Here is a 16,884-nt window from a genome sequence, read left to right on the forward strand (position 1 = left end):
ATGCGAGGGCCTGCCAGCGTCCGCTGGGGGTCCGGGTCTGGGGAAGCTCGGGCATGGAGGCTGGGGACGACGGGGTTCGCGGCGGCGAGACGCGCACGGACAGGCCTGGAGGCAGGCGGTCCTGAGCAGCGGAAGGTGGTGCTGGGGGCACCGGGAGGGAGGTTGTGGCGGTATCCCGTGTGGACACCGGGGTGGAGCCTGCACTGGTGCCCTGCACGTCTGGCGCAGGGATGGAACTTGAGGCTTGCGGATCCGGCGAGTCTTCTGGCGTCAGGTCCCAGCCGGGCTCGTCATGCTGGGGTTCGACCTGCACCTCGACGGAGAGAACCACCTCGGTGTCTTCGTGCACCGGGAGGCTTCGCGCTTCGGCGGACGGCGCGGTCTGCAGGGCCAGCTCGGCCGGCAGCGAATCCGACAGGTCGAGCGATGCGCCTCCAGCCTCCAGGGGCGCGGGCGTCGTTCGCACCGCGCTCGGAGGGGATTGCCGGTCCGCCGTGGCCGCCACATCGAGGGAGGCCGGCTTCCCCACCGCGCTGGACGCAACCTCGCGTTGGCTGACGAGGCTCGGCGTACCTTGGGGCGTCGTGGAGGCGCCGTCCTTCGGCTTCGCCCGGGACGTGGTCGGCGTGCCCCTTCGCGCGTACAGGTCCGCGAGCATCTGCTGCACGCCCTGATGGGCCGGATCCAGTTCGAGGATCAGCTTGCTCGCGGCGATGGCGCGCGGCAGGAAGCCCTCCTTCGCGAAGCCCTCCGCGGCGGACTGATACGCGGTGACGGCGCGGTCGCGCTGCCCGGCCTTGGACCACGCGTCGCCCATGCGCAGGCGGCTCTGGTGGTCCTTCGGTTCAGCGCGGCAGTAGTCCTCGTACAGCTCCGCGGCCTTGGAGAAGCGGCCCTTGGTGAAGGCCTCGGTCGCCTTGTCCTTGAGCGCGCGAGACTCCATTCACTGCGCTCCGCCAGCGACCTTGTCGTCCTTCATCTGGGTGGCGCCCACGGCGACGCGGACCTCGCGGAAGTAGTCACCCTTGAGCGCGTCCAGCGGCTCGGCCTCCGCGCCTGTGTTCATCTTGCGCAGCGCCGTGGCCGCCGCGGCGCGGATCTCCGGCAGGTCGTGGTACAGGTCGCGCCCTACCTTCTCCGCCGACTTCGCGTCGCCGATGGCGCCCAGCGCCAGCAGCACGTCGCGCCGGGCCACGCTGTTGGAGTCGTCGAGTGACTGGAGCAGCGTGGGCACCGCGTCCTTCGCGCCCATCCGGCCCAGCAGGATCGCCGCGAGCGCCGCCTCCGCCCCACCCTCCTTCACCACCACCTGGAGCACCTCCGACGTCGAGGCCGGAGGCGGGCCCACGCGCGTCAGCGCATCCAGGACCACCAGCTTCTCGCTGCCCATCTTCGGCAGCGCCGCCACCAGCGCCAGCTGACCGCTCTCCCCCTGCTCCGCCAGGGCCAGCGCGAGGGTTTTCTGCAGCTCGCGGTCGGGCTCCAGCAGCGCCGTGCGCGTGATCTCCACGCCCTCCGGACCCGCGTACGCGAGCCCCACCAGGGCCGCCGCGCGCAGCACCGGGCTTGCGTCGTTCGTGTAGCCCTTGAGCACTTCCAGCGCGCCGGGGGCCTTGAGCGCGCCCAGCCCCGTCAGCAGCGTGGCCAGCGGCTGGAGCTTCGCGGGATCCACGTCGTCGCTCAGCTCCGAGGGCACTCGCGGAGGCACCACCACGCGCCCGGCATCCTTCGCCCGCGCCACGTTGAGCGCCTGGAGCCGATCGAAGAGCTGCGCGTGCTTGCCCGCCTTGCTGTCCTCCTTCTTCGACGCCGGATGCGGGGCGTTCGGATCCAGCTCCGCGCTGTACTTCAGGGGCAGCGCGGTCGGCACCCAGTCCGCGCGCAGCGCCGCGAGCCCGGCCACCTCCTGCTCGTAGAGCTTCTGGAGCGCGGGGGCCACGGAGACATCGCCCACGCTCGTCACCGCCTCCACCGCGAGCGTGCGCAGCGCGACGTCCGGCTGGTTGAGCCACGGCGTCACCTTGGGCAGCAGCGCCTTCGCGGACGGGCCCAGGCCCACCACCGCCTGGAGTCCCGCCGCCGCGGAGGCCGGCCGGGAGAGGCGATCCGCGATGGGGTCCGCCGGGCAGCCGCCTCGCGAACGCATGGCGCGGCCGGCTTCCTCGGCCTCCGCCCGCGCGCCGTCGAGCGCGATGGCGCACAGCGCGGCGTCCGTGGCCGGCGTGCGCTGGAAGGTCAGGATGGCGTCGGTGGCGAGCGGGCTCACCGCGCTCTTCTCCACCGCCACCGCCTGGAGCCGCGTGGCGGAGGTCGGATCCTGCAGCTTCATCAGCGCGCTGATGGCCGACTCGCGCAGCTCCGGGAAGCTCTCGTCGAGCAGCAGCGCGATGGGCGCCACGGCGCGAGGGTCACCCGCGTCCCCCAGCCCGCGCACGGCGGCGGCGGCGAGGATGACCTGGCTGTCGCGCACCATGGGCAGCAGCCGGTTGACGGCTTCCGGACGGCCGCTCTTGCCCAGCTCCTCGGCGGCGCCCACGCGTTCGGGGAGCGCGCCTTCGGTGAGGGCCAGGAGGTTGCGCTCCCAGAGGCCCTTGGATTCGGCGGCGACGACGGTCGCCATGGCTCCGGGGACGTTCGCGCTCTTGAGGGCCTGGACGATGATCTGCCGCGTGGCGCGGCCCCGGCGCCCGTACTGGAGCGTGAGGTACGCCTTGGCCTTGTCGCTCTTCACCTTCGCGAGCGCCAGGGCGGCCTGGCCCTGCACGGACTCGTCCGCGTCCTCGAGCAGTTCGCCGAGCAGGTCCACCACGCGGGGGTCCTGGCTTTCGCCGAGCGCGCCCGCGGCCTCGCCCCGGACGATGGCGGAAAGGTCCTTGGCCGCGCGCGTGAAGAGGACCAGATCGTCCGCGTTGTTCTGGGCGGCCAGTTTCTTCACGGCCGCGGCGCGGATCTCCGGACGAGAGTCCTGGATCTCCGCGAGGAGCTGATCCCTGTTGCCGTTGCACCCGGCGAGCAGGGCCAGGGCGAGGAAGAGGGGGCGCACGCTGGGTCGCATCGTTCTCCCGGAGAGGCGGACGGTGGAGGTAGGCGGCGGTTATATCAACGCCCCCCCCGGGCCGCCCACCGACGGCACGACCCGGGAGGATGGATGTCCTAGCGGGGACGGCGGGGGCCCTTGCTGGCGCCGCCCCCCTCGCCCGGAGGACCCTTGCGGATGCCGGCGCGCACGATGCGCTCGCCGGTGGGCCGGGCGGAGTCGCCAGGGCGGCTCGCACTCGCGGAACGGGGCGTACGGCCCACGCCACCACGGCTGGTGCGCGGAGGACCCCGGCTGCCGGAGTCCTCGCCACGGGGCTTCCACTCACGACGCTCGGGACGGCCTTCGCCGCGCGACGCGCCAGCCCCAGCGGGCTTGCCGAAGCGAGCACCACCGGCCGGCTTGCCGAACCGGGCACCGCCACGGGGAGCACCGCCCTCGTCGCGGCTGAAGCGACCCGCCGGCTTGCCGAAACCACCGGCCCGAGGCGCACGATCACCGGCCGGCTTGCCGAAGCGACCCGCCGGCTTGCCGAAGCCGCCGGCCCGAGGCGCGCGATCGCCATCCGGCTTGCCGAAACGACCCGCCGGCTTGCCGAAGCCGCCGGCCCGAGGCGCCCGATCGCCGTCCGGCTTGCCGAAACGACCCGCCGGCTTGCCGAAGCCACCAGCCCGAGGCGCCCGATCACCGTCCGGTTTGCCGAAGCGACCCGCCGGCTTGCCGAAGCCACCGGCACGAGGCGCGCGATCACCGTCGGACTTCGCGAAACGGCCGCGAGGAGCACCGCCCTCGTCGCCGCCGAAGCGGCTGCCACCGGCCGGCTTGCCGAAGCCGCCCGCACGAGGCGCGCGATCACCGGCCGGCTTGCCGAAGCGAGCGCCGCCGCGAGGAGCACCGCCCTCATCACCGCCGAAGCGGCTGCCACCGGCCGGCTTGCCGAAGCCGCCCGCACGAGGCGCGCGATCACCGGCCGGCTTGCCGAAACCACCGGACCGGGGGGCGCGATCACCGTCGGACTTCGCGAAACGGCCACGGGGAGCGCCGCCCTCATCACCACCGAAGCGGCTGCCACCGGCCGGCTTGCCGAAACCACCGGACCGAGGCGCGCGATCACCGTCCGGCTTGCCGAAGCGGCCCCGAGGAGCGCCTTCGTCACCACCGCGCCCCGCACCCGCCGGCTTGCCGAAGCCACCGGACCGAGGCGCACGATCACCGTCCGACTTCGCGAAGCGACCGCGAGGAGCACCGCCCTCGTCGCCACCGAAGCGGCTGCCACCGGCCGGCTTGCCGAAGCCGCCCGCACGAGGCGGGCGATCACCAGCCGGCTTGCCGAAACCACCGGACCGGGGGGCGCGATCACCGTCCGACTTCGCGAAACGGCCACGAGGAGCAGCGCCCTCGCCACCACCGAAGCGGCTGCCACCGGCCGGCTTGCCGAAGCCACCCGCACGAGGCGCGCGATCTCCGTCCGACTTCGCGAAGCGGCCCCGAGGAGCACCCTCGTCCCCGCCACGATCCGCACCGGCCGGCTTGCCGAAACCACTACCGGCGCCGCGAGCCCCCGCGGGCTTGCCCTCGGAAGCGCGAGCACCCCGGCCCGTCGCGGCTTTCGGCTCCGTCACTTCCTCGCCCTCGTCGTCGAACGTCGGCACGTCGGCGTCATCGAAGCCCTCGCCGATCTCCTCGTCCTCCGCGGGCAGCGTCGCCCCGCGCACCGCGAACTTCGGCGGACGCGTGCCACCGTCCTGCACGCCCTTCCACTCCTTGCGCTCCGGACGGGCCTCGCGGGTCTTCGGACCCGTGGGGGCCTTCTTGTCCCCCCGGTCCGCCTTGCCCGCCTTGGCCGCCGCGGACTTGCGCGGAGGCGGCGGCAGCTCGTCATCCATGGACAGCTCGACATCGTCGTCGTCCGGACCGTCGAAGCCCGGCGCGGCACGGCCGTGGCGGCGCGGCGGCAGCTTCATCTCCGCTTCCGCGGGCTGCGCGCGACCTTCCGCGACCTCGTTGAGCTGCGTCACCTCCGCGAGCTTCAGCTGCCGCAGCTGACCGGGACGCAGGCCCTCCACGCCGATGCCCGCGTAGGCCGGACGGAACAGGCGCACCACCGGGTGGCCCACCGCCGCGCACAGGCGCTTGATGAGGTGCGGCCGGCCTTCGGCCACGACGATCTTCAGCCAGGTGTTGCGCTCGACCTTCTCGAAGATGCCCACGTACACGGGCGTCGCCATGCCGTCTTCCAGACGCACGCCGCCGCGCAGCTTTTCAATCGTGGGCATGTCCGGCACGCCCTTCACCTTCGCCAGGTACGTGCGCGGCACCTGGAAGCTGGGGTGCGTGAGCTTGTGGGCCAGCGCTCCGTCGTCCGTGAAGAGCAGCGCGCCCTCCGCGTCGTAGTCCAGGCGGCCCACGGGGAACAGGCGCTTGCCCGTCTCCTCCACGTAGTTGGCGACGGTGGGACGGCCCTGCGGATCCGACAGCGTCGTCACGACGCCGATGGGCTTGTAGAGCAGGTAGTACGACGATTCATCCGGCGGCGTGACGAGCTTCCCATCCACGGTGACCAGGTCCTCGCCCGGCGTCACCCGGGTGCCCAGCTCCGTCACCGTCTCGTTGTTGACTCCCACCCGACCGCTGGTGATGAGTTCCTCTGCGTGCCGGCGCGATGCCACTCCCGCGCGAGCCAGGTACTTCTGCAAACGTTCCGCCGCCATGCCTTAGCCTTCTTCCATTCCAATTCGGCCCGTCACTCGGGCTTGGGGCCCTCGCTATCACCCTTCTCGGGTGATGGGGGGCTTTCCAGGGCGCTGGAACTGACCTTCTGGGTCCGCTCCGCGGCGGCCATGGCCTCTTCCAGCTCCTCCAGGGCGGCCTCACTGGCCGCCTCGTTCTTCTCCATCCGCTTCGTGAAACCCGGGTCCGACAGCGCCTGGACCGTCCCCGACGCCACAGGTACTGGCGGCGCCACTTCCTTCTCCACGATGTCCCGGTGCTCCTGGGTCAATTCGTGGAATTCCCGCAGCGTGGGGAGCGCCGACAGGTCCTTCAGCGCGAAGAACTCCAGGAACTCGCGCGTCGTTCCATAAAGAATGGGGCGGCCGACTTCTTCCCGCTTGCCCAGGATTTTCACCAGCTTGCGGTCCATCAGGGCCTTGAGGACGGCGCCGCAGTCCACGCCGCGGATGTCCTCCAGCTCCGGCCGGGTGACGGGCTGCCGGTAGGCGATGATGGCCAGGGTCTCCACGGCGGCCCGCGTCAGCCGCTGCGGCTTCACCCGGAGGTAGCGCCGGACGTACTCGGCGGAATGGGGGTCCGTGCGGAACTGCCACCCGCCCGCCACCTCGTACAGCACGATGCCGCTGATGCCCTCCCTGTGGATGCCGGAGAGCTGATCCAGCGCCTGGGTGATGGCGTCCCGGTGGATGCCCGTCGCCTGGTACAGCTCGTCCACGGACAGGGGCCGCTCGGCGACGAAGAGCACGCTCTCCAGCACCGTGCGGATGCGATCCGCGGACAGGTTGCGGCTCTTGGAGACGAGCTTCTCGAAGGAGCTCTGGAGGTCCGGGACGCTGTCGTCCGAATCCTCCTCGATGGCGGCGGGCTCCACCCCGTCCAGCTCCGCGTCGTCGGGACCGGGGCCGGTGACGGCGGCGATCTCCTCCTCGGAGAACGGGCCGGGGCCTCCGGGCGTGCCGGGGGCGGGCGTCTCGTCACCGTCGTCGGGACCGTTACCGGTAGTCACTCTCGTCAACCTCCGTGGGGAGCAGCTTGTCCAGCGCGTCCCCGTTGGGGATCACCTGGATGGGACCCAGGGGCTCCGCCTGGGAAACCTTGATGAGGCGGCGCTTCACCATCTCCAGCATGGCGATGAAGGTGATGACCACCTCCTGGCGCGTGGCCGCCTCCGTGAACAGCGCCTCGAACACCACCTGCCCGTCCTTGCGCAGCCGCTCGGCCATCCGGAGGATGGCCTCCGACAGGCTCACCCGCTCCAGCACCACCTCGTGCTGCACCTTGGGCGTCAGGCGCTCGAGCACCCGGTCGAGCGCCTCCACCAGCTTCAGGACGGAAATCTCCTGGAGCCCGATCTCGTCGTCCGGGATGGGGACGGCCTCCACCGGCACCCGGCGCGTGAAGACATCCCGGTCCAGGATGTCCTGCTTGGCCATGTGCTCTGCGGCGTCCTTGTACTTCTGGTACTCCAGCAGCCTGCGCACCAGCTCCGCGCGGGGGTCCTGCGCCTCCTCCACCGCCGCGAGCGCGTCCGCCCCTTCGGGCACCTGGGCCGCGTCCTGCCGGGGCAGGAGCATGCGGCTCTTGAGGTGCGCCAGGGTGGAGGCCATCACCAGGAACTCCCCGGCGATGTCCAGGTTCAGCTCCCGCATCCGCTCCAGGTACTCCAGGTATTTCCCTGTGATGAGCGCCAGCGGGATGTCGAAGATGTCAACCCGATGCTCCTTGATGAGATGGAGCAGCAGGTCGAGGGGCCCCTCGAAGTTGGGCAGCGCCACCCGGAAGGCGTCGGCGGGTGTGCGCGGCGTCCCCTCCCCGTCCGGGTCCGGTGGGAGGTCGTCAGGCGGTGGTGTGGAAGGCCTCCAGCAGCTTCTTCTTGTAGTCGCCGTAGCCCTTGCCGCCGGCCTTCCAGGTCGCGTCCACCTCCGCGAACTCCGACGCCGGGAGCATCAGCTTGAGGAGGTCATAGAGCGGCGCGTCCGTGGTGGGCTTGGGCGCCTCCACCGGGGTGGAGTCCGTCTTGATGGACATGATGCGCTTCTTGATGTCCTTCTCCTCGCCGAACAGCTCCAGCGTGTTGCCGTAGGACTTGGACATCTTGCGCCCGTCGATGCCGGGCACCGTCGCGGTGGACTCCTGCACGTGGGCGGCGGGCAGCTTGAGGATGCCGGGCGCGTGGCCCCGCTCCTTCCCTTCCGGATCCGCCGGGTCGTAGCCCGGGACGTACTGGGTGTTGAACTTCACGGCCCAGTCGCGCGCGAACTCGATGTGCTGGATCTGATCCTTGCCCACCGGCACGGCGTCCGCGCTGTAGAGCAGGATGTCCGCGGCCATCAGCACCGGGTAGGCGAACAGGCCGAAGTCCGGGCTGATGCCCTGCGCGACCTTGTCCTTGTAGCTGTGGGCGCGCTCCAGGTTCGACTGCGGCACCACCGTGCCGAGGATCCAATAGAGCTCCGCCACTTCCTTCACGTCGCTCTGGCGGAAGAGGACGGCCTTCTTCGGATCCAGGCCCAGCGACAGGTACGTGAGCGCCGCGTCGCGCGTCAGCTCCTGCGCGAGCTTCGGATCCCGCACGGTGTTGAGCGCGTGGTAGTTCGCGATGAAGTAGTAGGCCTCCCCCTGATCCTGGAGCTGCACGAACTGCCGCATGGCCCCGTAATAGTTGCCAATGTGCAGCCTTCCGGACGACTGGACACCTGAGAGAATCCGCATAGCGATTGCGATTCCAATGACGGGTGGAGGACACGGCTCGTTCGCATACCCGCCGTTCCCCTGCAACCTTCCGTTGACGACGGCGCCCTGTGGCGGACGTCCGACATCCGCGCCGCGCACCTGGCTGGAATAATACGGCCGCCCAGGAAAAGGCGAGCAGTTCCGGGGGGTTGAGAGGGCTCGGGTCTATCGCTACCCTGCGGGTCGACGGAAGAATCAGCCCGCCTTGGAGGGCGCCCACGGATGGAAGCGTTCACGGGAAACCTGGCCAGCTATCGGCTCCAGCTGGTGTTGCCGCCGCTGTACACGACGCCAGGGTTGGAGGGGACGCTGCGGGTGGAGCGAGGCGCGGTCCGCCGGGAGTTCTACCTGCGGGACGGGCACCTGGTGGGGGTGGCCTCCACGGAGCCAAGAGAGCACCTGGCGCAGGTGCTGGTGAACCTGCGCATCCTGGATGCGCCCCGGGCGGCGGCGGCGTTCGAGGCGGCGGAAGGGGCGAACCTGCCCTACGGCACCTTCCTGGTGCAGCGCTGCTTCGTGGAGCTGTCGCAGCTCATCGAGGCGATGGAGCACAAGGCGCGCGAAGCGCTCTTCGACTGCTACGCCTGGGAGTCGGGCGAGGTGGAGTTCACGCCGGGGCTGCCGTTGTCGGCGCGGGCGGTGGGGCTGCGGCTGCCCATGGGGACGCTGCACCGGGACGCGGTGGCGCGCCTGCGCGAGTGGGCGGTGTTCCGGGAGATCTTCCCCCGCCTGGACACCACGTTCCGCGTGTTCAGAGAGTTCGCGGTGGAGACCTTCTCCGAGGAGGAGGACGTGCTGCTGGACCTGGCGGCCGGAGGGGCCTCGCTGGGCGAGCTGCTGGCGAGCGCCAGGGAGGCCCCGCTGTTCGCCGCGCGGTGGGTGCTGCACCTGTACCGCCGGGGCGCGCTGGCGCCGCACCGGGCGAAGGGTCCGCAGGTGGGCGAGTCCACGGAGTTCACGGAGCTGCTGGCGCTGGTGCGGGCGTTCCTGTCGTCGCGGAAGTACGACCACGCGGTGGCGCTGGCGGCGCAGGTGCTGGAGCGGGGCCCGGTGCCGGAGGCGCACGCGCTGTACCGCGAGGCGGAGGTGGGGCTGACGCTGGCGTTGAGTGATGAGCTGTTCGCGCTGGATGGGAGGCTGGTGTTCGAGCCCATCCCCCGCCCTGCCCCGGCGGACCTGACGGCGGATGACCTGTACCTGTACTCGAAGCTGCGGGGCAGCCGGAGCATCCGGCAGGCGCTGCGCACGGCGGCCATGGGGGAGCTGGCCGCGTCGCGGTCGGTGTACCGGTTGATGGAGGCGGGGCTGATCCGCGTGGCGCCGCTGGCGGACGGGGCCGTGGAGCCCTCGCCCCGGCGCACCAGCACGGATCCGTATGGGTTGAACCTGGGTGAGCTGCTCGGCGGGGGGTGAGCACGCCGCTCAGATGTTCACCCGCTGCACGACGCGCGGCTCCGGGTACTTGCTCTTGATGACGACCTGGTGCGTGCCCGGGTCGTACTCGTACGTCAGCTTGCCGGACTTCTTCGGCTTCGCCTGAGGGAGCTGCCTGAACCGCGACATCGCCGCCTCCCGCTTCGCGCGCGTCAGCGGATCCGTTCCCACCAGGGACAGGAGCTGCTCATGCGCGAACTCAGCGCCCCTCCGGTCCGCGGCCTTGACCTGAACCTGGTCGCGGGGGTTCGCGGCCGGCGGCCGGATTTCGTCCATGAACATTTCGAGTTCCAGTTGATGCTGCGCGTAGAGCTGTTCCTGCTCCTGATCCGTGAGCGGATTGCGGTCGATCTGGATTTGATGGCGCAGCGTCAGCTCGGATTCCACGCGGGACGCGCCCGTCGTGTCATCGAACGAGGCGGCTCCGGTCCGCGCGCTCATCTTCACGTTCAGGTACTTGCACAGGCCCGCGTAGAACTTGAACGCGAACGCGCTGGACAGGTCCGGCCGTGCGACGCCTCCCAACTGGTCCGGATCATGCGACACGTCGTACTGCGCCGACCGCGCCCCGTAGCACATCACCAGGGACATGCTGATGGGACGGCGGCCGACATCATCTCTCAGGAATGAGAGCACGATGTCCGCGGCCTTCTCGTAGGACACCCGGGGCGCGCCGTGCTGGGGCCGCGAGTAGCCATACGTGGTGTCGTCGTACAGCCCGTGCATGCCCACCATGATCTTGCTGCACCGCGGATGCTTCAGGAAGAAGCCACGCACCTGCCCCCGCGCCTGCTCGTAGGCCGCGAGGGGACCGGGATCGTGCCCCAACGGCGTGAGCAGGTGGCGTTGATGCTCCGCGACGCTGGCGAAGCAATCCACCTGTTCCACCACCGACGCACCCCACCAATACGCGGAGAAGCGATTCATCCGGGAGGCCTGATCCCGATCCTGGTACTTCCGCAGGATGCGCGGAATGGCGTTGCCGGTGGCGTAGTCATCCGGCGCGGTGAAGTTGAGGTAGAGGATTTCCATCAGGGTCGGGAACGGTAGCACCACCCCTCACCACGACAACCAGGGCTTGACCTCCACACGATTGGAAACTATCTTGGTTACAGTTCGAGACCACCGATGAACACCAGCAGCCGCTTCACCGTCGCCATCCACATCCTCACCCTGCTCGCGCATGGCGGTGGAGAGCAGATGACGTCGGAGCACATCGCAGGGAGCGTGAACACCAACCCGGTCGTCATCCGACGGCTGCTGTCACTGCTGCGAGATGCGAAACTGGTCACCTCGCAGGTCGGGGTGGGCGGCGGGTGGTTGCTCGCGCGGCCTCCCAAGGGCATCACCCTGAGGGACATCTACCGTGCGGTGGAAGGAAGCACCCTCTTCCCCCTGCACAGCAACACGCCGAATCCCCGCTGTCCTGTGGGGAGCACCATCCAGTCCGCGCTCGGCGGCCACTTCGAGGAGGCGCAGCTCGCGCTGGAGAAGGACCTCGAACGGACGACCGTCGCGGACCTCGTCAAGGAAGTCCAGACACTCGCCCGCTAGCTCTGGGGGCGCGGTCTTTTTTTTGCCCTTAATTGCAACCATCGCAGTTTCAAATCTACCCCGCAGTCCTCCGGAACGCCCCATGCCCTTCTCCTTCAGGAAGTCGCTGACCTCGACCCTCATGTTCGCGACGCTCAGCGCCTGCGCTTCCGCTCCTCCTCGCCATGAAGGCCCCTCCGTGACGAACGGCACGCAGCAGAAGCAGCAGGTCGTCGCGCTCCTCAAGGCCATCGAGACCGGGGAGGCGGCGCCTGTCGCCGTCATCCACCCGGACAAGTACATCCAGCACAACCTGGGGGCCGCGGACGGACTCGCCGGCTTCGGCGCGCTCCTGCAGGCGCTGCCCAAGGGCTCCGCCAGGGTGAACACCGTGCGGGTGTTCCAGGACGGCGACCTCGTCTTCGCCCACACCGACTACGACTTCTTCGGTCCCAAGATTGGCTTTGACGTCTTCCGCTTCGAGGACGGGAAGATCGTCGAGCACTGGGACAATCTCCAGGAGAAGCCGACCCAGCCGAACCCGAGTGGCCACACGATGCTGGACGGCCCCACCGAGGCCACCGACCTGGACAAGACCGCGGCCAACAAGCAGCTCGTGGCGGGCTTCGTGGACGACATCCTGGTCAACGGCCGGATGGACAAGCTCGCGGGCTACTTCGACGGCGACCGCTACGTGCAGCACAACCCCGCGATCGCGGACGGACTCTCCGGGCTGGGACAGGCGCTCCAGGCCATGGCCCAGGCGGGCGTCACCATGAAGTACGACCGCGTCCACAAGGTGCTGGGCGAAGGCAACTTCGTGCTGGTCCTGAGCGAGGGCGTCTTTGGGGGCAAGCCCACGACGTTCTACGACCTGTTCCGCGTCGAGAGCGGCAAGATCGCTGAACACTGGGACGTCATCGAACCCGTGCCGGCCCGCGACCAGTGGAAGAACGCGAACGGCAAGTTCTGACCGACAGGCCCTCCCCCTTCCCACCCAGGTGACCGTGACTTCTCCCGTCCCAGTGCTGGCCCTCGAGGCCTATCGCGCGCTCGTGTCACTCGACACGCCCTTCACACCTCCCTCCCCTGCCCCGGCGGAGGAACACCCTGCCCTGGTGCGGGACCTGAGCGAACAGCTCCGCTCCGACGGCACCGAGGCGAGGCTGCGCGAGGAGTTGGGAGCACGCGCTTCACAGGCGACGGATGCGCGGGCCTGGCTGCGCGCGCTCCTCACGGTGCGTGGCCCACGTCCGCTCCCGGAGGACTTCCTGCTGAACATGGATCGGCTGCTCCAGAAGGAGCGGCGAACGCGGCCGGAGGTGGCGCCCGACAGCCTGCCGCGCCTGGGTTCCATCCCGGGAACGGCGGCCGCTCATTGCGCCGTGTGGCAGGGGGACATCACCACGCTCGCCGTGGACGCCATCGTCAACGCCGCGAACGCAGAGCTGCTCGGCTGTTTCCGCCCCTTCCACCCGTGCATCGACAACGCGATCCACGTGGCCGCGGGCCCCAGGCTGCGCGAGGACTGCGGTCGCATCATGCGCGCCCAGGGCAGGCCCGAGCCCACGGGCCACGCGAAGGTGACCCGGGCGTACAACCTGCCCTCGCGCTACGTGCTGCACACGGTGGGCCCCATCGTGCGCGGCGCGCTGGGCCCCGAGCATCAGGAAGCGCTCGCGTCCTGCTACCGGGCCAGTCTGGATGTGGCCACACGGCTGCAGGGCGTGCGCTCGGTCGCGGTGTGCGCCATCTCCACGGGCGTCTTCGGCTATCCCAAGGGCCCTGCCGCCCGGGTGGCCCTGCGCACGGTGGGAACGTGGCTGCGCGAACACCCGGGGGCGCTCGATCTGGTCCTCTTCAACGTCTTCGGTGACGAAGACCGCGAGGCGTACTCCGCCGCGCTTCGGGAAGGTGCCCTCGGATGAGCGCCCCCATCGAGCAGGCACGGCGGTGGATTCACGAGAGCGAGCGTGTCCTCATCGGCGCGGGGGCGGGCATGTCGGCCGCCGCTGGCATCGACTACGGGGACACGGCGACGTTCGCGCGGCTGTTTCCTGCCTTCGTCCGGAGGGGCTTTCGCGCGCAGTACCAGCTCATTGGCCACACGGGCCTCACGCCCGCGCAGCACTGGGGCTACTGGTCGACGCACGTGAAGCACGTGGGCTTCGGCGAGGACGAGCGCGCTGCGTATCAGGCCCTTCGAGGATTGGTGCGGGACCGGGACACGTTCGTCCTCACGTCCAATGTCGACCGGCTGTTCCCGCGCAATGGCTTCGACGAGGCGCGACTCTTCACGCCGCAGGGAGACTATGCGCTCCTGCAATGCCGCAAGCCCTGCACGCGGGAGACCTGGCCCACGCGCCCCGTCATCGAACGGTGCCTCGCGGCGTTGGATCCGGTGACCCAGGAAGTGAACGATCCGGAGGCCATCCCACGCTGTCCCCACTGTGGAGGGGCCGTCTTCATGAACGTGCGCATCGATGCGGGCTTCGTGGAGGAGCCCTATGTTGAACAGGCGCAGCGCTTCCGGCACTGGCTGCGCGAAGCCGCGACGGCACGGCTCCTCGTGATTGAAATCGGAGCCGGCTTCAACACGCCTTCCGTGGTGCGCTGGCGGATGGAGCAACTGGTGCACCAGCACCCCGGTGCCCGGCTGGTCCGCATCAACCTCTCGGACCCCGAGCTTCCTGACGCGCTGGGCAAGCGCGCCGTCGCCCTGGCGATGGGGGCGGAGCAGGCGATCGGGTTGTTAAGGAATGGAGCGAAGGCCGCCTGACGAACAGGACCGTCCCGCCGGAATCGGCAATCGGAGGGAGGCGTGTCAGGCTGAAGCGGCGTCCCCGGTCCATGCCATGTTTGACGACGTGACGCCTGGGACGTTGGAAGGCGCGGGAGGGTCGATTGCTCGCCAACAGGTTGCTGCTTCCCATCCATCAGGCACTCGAAGGACGGCTGCGCCGGTGGGTTTCGAAGCCCGTGAACGGGCCTCCCCTGCAACGGCTGGAGTCGGCCCTCCGCAGTCTGGTGATGGAGGTGACTGTCTACCTTTCCGTCAGGAAACCCCTTCCCAAGCACGCACGCTACGTCGCCATGGGCGCCGTTTCCGGTGAAGAGGCTTCTTCCGACGGACAGTGTGCCGTGGCGACCGCCGTGCGCCATGACCCTCGGGACCTGTTACGGATGGTCGAGCGTCCGGGGCATGACACGCTCCACGCCCTGGACGCGCTGGCCCGACTCCTGATGGATGTTCCCGAGTGGGACTTCCTCGTCCCAGCGCCCTCGAAGGAATCCCCCGGGCATGACCTGCGAAGCCTGCGCCGCCGGGCCTGGGAGGGATTCGCCGGGGAGTACGTCCGGGACTATCTCTGGCTCGTCGAGGACCCGGGGAAGTTCGACCCCGGTGCCGCCCGGCTCCTCTTCCAGCGGATGGTGGATCGGATCCAACTGGGAAGACTGCGCACGCTGCGCATCACGCCGCTCTTCGGGCTGTGGCTGGCCGGTCGGGAACTCATCCTGTCGCCCCAGGTGCGGTTGAGGCCCACCCATGACTTCGAACGCCATCTGTGGCTCAACCCCGATGAGCGATATGGCCGCGATTCGGCTCCAGGGCGACAGGCGCTCGGGCTCACGAGTGTCATCGAGGTCGAGGAGCTCCGCGACGACAAGCGGGATGGGTCCATGTCCAGGATCATCGATCTCTCGACCACGCAGCCGGGTCCTTGCGAGTCAGCCGTCCTGGCCTGCCTCCGCCTTGTTTCCCAGTCGAATGATTTCTCGAATGGGATTCGACCGGGCTTCATGGAACAGCACGTCGAGGGCTCCCGCCATGAGTACCAGATGCGGTGGCCGCTGGTCGGAAGCATGGGTCCCCAGCGGCATCATCCTGGAGTGTTCCAGCCGTCCGACGAGCAGCGCGCCCAACTCGTGCCCCTGTTCGAACGGATCCACGCCTTGTTCACCCAGGAGAGGCGAAGCCTCACGCCAGGGGACAGGAGCCTCATCGTCGCGCTGAATCGGTGGATGACTTCGTACTCGCGGACGGATCCGAAGGACTGGTTGATTGATTGCTGGATTGCGCTGGAGGGACTCTTCACCCAGCGCAAGGAACTCGGGCTCACGACAAAGTGCGCGACGCGTGTCAGCCAGGCACTGGCTGCGCTCGGAGGAGGATCCGCGAAAGAGCTCGAGGCGGAGGTCCGTGCCTCCTACGATTGTCGCTGCGACATCGTCCACGGCGAACGCGAGATCCGAAGGGACTTTTTCAGCATTGCCTTGCAGACCCGGAGCCACCTGGGGCTGATCCTGCGCCATCGGCTGCTGAGCGCCCCGGCAACGCCCCCCCTGCCGTGACATCGCCGCCGGGCGATGGCGTACCGTGCGGGAGCGGTGAGCTTCCCATGGGGCTTGAATCCGGGGGACTGGATGGGCGGTAGTCGAGTCCATGCTCTTTCGTCCCTACTTGAAGATGGCCGCGGTGGGTCACAACCGGGGCCAGACGGGCGCCTCGGGAAGCTGGGTGGCCCTGGAGAAGCTCCATGGGGCCCAGCTTGTCCTCGGGGCGCAGGACGGGCAGGTCCATTTCGGCAAGCGCAAGGCCTGGCTCACCGAAGAAGAGCCCTTCTTCGGATGGCAGCTGCTGCGCCTCCGCTTGAGCCGCGCGGCGACGGAGCTTGCGCGGACGATCTGTGCGAAGGACGAGCGGCTCTACCTCTACGGAGAACTGGTGGGCGGCCGCTATCCCCACCCGGAAGTGCCTGCGGTGCCCGGCATGGCCCCCGTGCAGACGGGCATCTGGTATGCGCCCGAGCTCCAGTGGATCCTCTTCGACATCCTGGTCGCCCGCTCCGACGAGGATGAGGGGGAGTTCCTTCCCCACCGGGACGTGGAGGAGGTGGCCCGCAAGGCAGGGGTGCTGACGCCACCGGTCGTGCGCCGGGGAACGCGTTCGGAGATGGAGGACGTGCCCACGCGCTCCCTGTCCCGTCTCCCAGCACTGCTGGGCCTTCCGCCCATCCCTGACAACTGGGCAGAGGGGCTGGTCATCAAGAGCGAACAACGGTCGTCGCCCAGCCAACGCGCCGCCGTGAAGCGGAAGATCGAGGAGTTCAACGAGGCCCGCTTCGATGAGAGCGCCCCCTGGGATCCCCAGCAGCGGTTGTCCCTGTCGGAGCTGAAGGACTGGGCCTCGCGACTGGTGAACCCGGCGCAGATCGCCAGTGCGCTCTCGAAATGCGGAAGGAGCGCCCCGGACCTGCTGGTGGACGAGGTGGAGCTGGATGTCCGGGTCGATCTTGAGCTGACCTTCCATTCAGCGTGTCAGTCCCTGGACCTGGCAGGAGAGGAGAGTCTGTCCGCGCATATCCGTGAGCAGGCCCTGCCACTCGTCAACAAGGCACTCGAGCAGACGTAGG

Annotated in this window: 13 protein-coding genes and 1 pseudogene; 7 read left to right on the forward strand and 7 right to left on the reverse strand. The window is 69.4% G+C overall.

Annotation, left to right across the window (positions count from 1 at the left end):
• The 6 genes and pseudogenes from D7X74_RS17720 to trpS form a co-directional block, all read right to left on the reverse strand.
• A pseudogene (locus D7X74_RS17720) lies at positions 1 to 943 on the reverse strand (cyclic nucleotide-binding protein); the annotation flags it as partial.
• Positions 944 to 3,055, reverse strand: a complete 2,112-nt coding sequence (locus D7X74_RS17725; RefSeq protein ID WP_120534151.1) for a HEAT repeat domain-containing protein — start codon at positions 3,053 to 3,055, stop codon at positions 944 to 946.
• 98 nt (positions 3,056 to 3,153) lie between these two features.
• Positions 3,154 to 5,748: a pseudouridine synthase gene (locus tag D7X74_RS17730; protein WP_120534152.1), complete on the reverse strand. Its 2,595-nt coding sequence runs from the start codon at positions 5,746 to 5,748 to the stop codon at positions 3,154 to 3,156.
• A gap of 32 nt (positions 5,749 to 5,780) precedes the next feature.
• A complete protein-coding gene (gene scpB / locus D7X74_RS17735; RefSeq protein ID WP_120534153.1) occupies positions 5,781 to 6,776 on the reverse strand; it encodes an SMC-Scp complex subunit ScpB in 996 nt (331 codons plus the stop codon).
• Positions 6,763 to 7,545, reverse strand: coding sequence for a ScpA family protein (locus D7X74_RS17740; RefSeq protein ID WP_120534154.1), 783 nt, complete (start codon positions 7,543 to 7,545; stop codon positions 6,763 to 6,765). The genes scpB and D7X74_RS17740 overlap by 14 nt, the downstream gene beginning before the upstream one ends.
• 61 nt (positions 7,546 to 7,606) lie before the next feature.
• Complete coding sequence (trpS, locus tag D7X74_RS17745) at positions 7,607 to 8,482, reverse strand: tryptophan--tRNA ligase (RefSeq protein ID WP_233602150.1); 876 nt, start codon at positions 8,480 to 8,482, stop codon at positions 7,607 to 7,609.
• Positions 8,483 to 8,725: 243 nt separating this feature from the next.
• Between trpS and D7X74_RS17750 the strand changes: the two genes are divergently transcribed.
• Complete coding sequence (locus D7X74_RS17750) at positions 8,726 to 9,916, forward strand: DUF4388 domain-containing protein (protein ID WP_120534155.1); 1,191 nt, start codon at positions 8,726 to 8,728, stop codon at positions 9,914 to 9,916.
• Positions 9,917 to 9,925: 9 nt separating this feature from the next.
• Here the strand turns inward: D7X74_RS17750 and D7X74_RS17755 are convergent, their stop codons facing one another.
• Positions 9,926 to 10,990, reverse strand: coding sequence for a hypothetical protein (locus tag D7X74_RS17755; RefSeq protein WP_147446597.1), 1,065 nt, complete (start codon positions 10,988 to 10,990; stop codon positions 9,926 to 9,928).
• Between the two features lie 75 nt (positions 10,991 to 11,065).
• Here D7X74_RS17755 and D7X74_RS17760 point away from each other — a divergent pair, with 75 nt between their 5' ends.
• From D7X74_RS17760 to D7X74_RS17785, 6 genes are all read left to right on the forward strand, one after another.
• Positions 11,066 to 11,491 carry an Rrf2 family transcriptional regulator gene (locus D7X74_RS17760; protein ID WP_120534157.1) on the forward strand — a complete coding sequence of 142 codons (426 nt, stop codon included), beginning with the start codon at positions 11,066 to 11,068 and terminating at the stop codon, positions 11,489 to 11,491.
• An 82-nt stretch (positions 11,492 to 11,573) separates the two neighbouring features.
• Positions 11,574 to 12,443 (forward strand): nuclear transport factor 2 family protein, encoded by an 870-nt coding sequence (locus D7X74_RS17765; protein ID WP_199741843.1) that lies wholly within the window; start codon positions 11,574 to 11,576, stop codon positions 12,441 to 12,443.
• 34 nt (positions 12,444 to 12,477) lie between these two features.
• Positions 12,478 to 13,398 carry a protein-ADP-ribose hydrolase gene (locus D7X74_RS17770; RefSeq protein ID WP_199741844.1) on the forward strand — a complete coding sequence of 307 codons (921 nt, stop codon included), beginning with the start codon at positions 12,478 to 12,480 and terminating at the stop codon, positions 13,396 to 13,398.
• On the forward strand, positions 13,395 to 14,249 hold the full coding sequence (locus D7X74_RS17775) for an NAD-dependent protein deacetylase of SIR2 family (RefSeq protein ID WP_120534159.1): 855 nt from the start codon (positions 13,395 to 13,397) through the stop codon (positions 14,247 to 14,249). The genes D7X74_RS17770 and D7X74_RS17775 overlap by 4 nt, the downstream gene beginning before the upstream one ends.
• Before the next feature lie 251 nt (positions 14,250 to 14,500).
• Positions 14,501 to 15,823, forward strand: a complete 1,323-nt coding sequence (locus D7X74_RS17780; protein ID WP_158622246.1) for a HEPN domain-containing protein — start codon at positions 14,501 to 14,503, stop codon at positions 15,821 to 15,823.
• Positions 15,824 to 15,914: 91 nt separating this feature from the next.
• The gene (locus D7X74_RS17785) at positions 15,915 to 16,883 is read left to right on the forward strand and encodes an RNA ligase family protein (RefSeq protein WP_120534161.1); all 969 of its coding nucleotides are present in this window, start codon (positions 15,915 to 15,917) and stop codon (positions 16,881 to 16,883) included.
• Position 16,884 lies beyond the last annotated feature (1 nt).

Source organism: Corallococcus sp. CA047B (assembly GCF_003612065.1).
Lineage (GTDB): Bacteria > Myxococcota > Myxococcia > Myxococcales > Myxococcaceae > Corallococcus > Corallococcus praedator.

Coding starts and splice junctions, on each gene's coding strand:
- D7X74_RS17725 (WP_120534151.1), bottom strand. CDS start 3,055: ATGCGACCCAGCGTGCGCCCCCTCTTCCTCGCCCTGGCCCTGCTCGCC.
- D7X74_RS17730 (WP_120534152.1), bottom strand. CDS start 5,748: ATGGCGGCGGAACGTTTGCAGAAGTACCTGGCTCGCGCGGGAGTGGCA.
- trpS (WP_233602150.1), bottom strand. CDS start 8,482: ATGCGGATTCTCTCAGGTGTCCAGTCGTCCGGAAGGCTGCACATTGGC.
- D7X74_RS17750 (WP_120534155.1), top strand. CDS start 8,726: ATGGAAGCGTTCACGGGAAACCTGGCCAGCTATCGGCTCCAGCTGGTG.
- D7X74_RS17760 (WP_120534157.1), top strand. CDS start 11,066: ATGAACACCAGCAGCCGCTTCACCGTCGCCATCCACATCCTCACCCTG.
- D7X74_RS17765 (WP_199741843.1), top strand. CDS start 11,574: ATGCCCTTCTCCTTCAGGAAGTCGCTGACCTCGACCCTCATGTTCGCG.
- D7X74_RS17775 (WP_120534159.1), top strand. CDS start 13,395: ATGAGCGCCCCCATCGAGCAGGCACGGCGGTGGATTCACGAGAGCGAG.
- D7X74_RS17780 (WP_158622246.1), top strand. CDS start 14,501: ATGGAGGTGACTGTCTACCTTTCCGTCAGGAAACCCCTTCCCAAGCAC.
- D7X74_RS17785 (WP_120534161.1), top strand. CDS start 15,915: ATGCTCTTTCGTCCCTACTTGAAGATGGCCGCGGTGGGTCACAACCGG.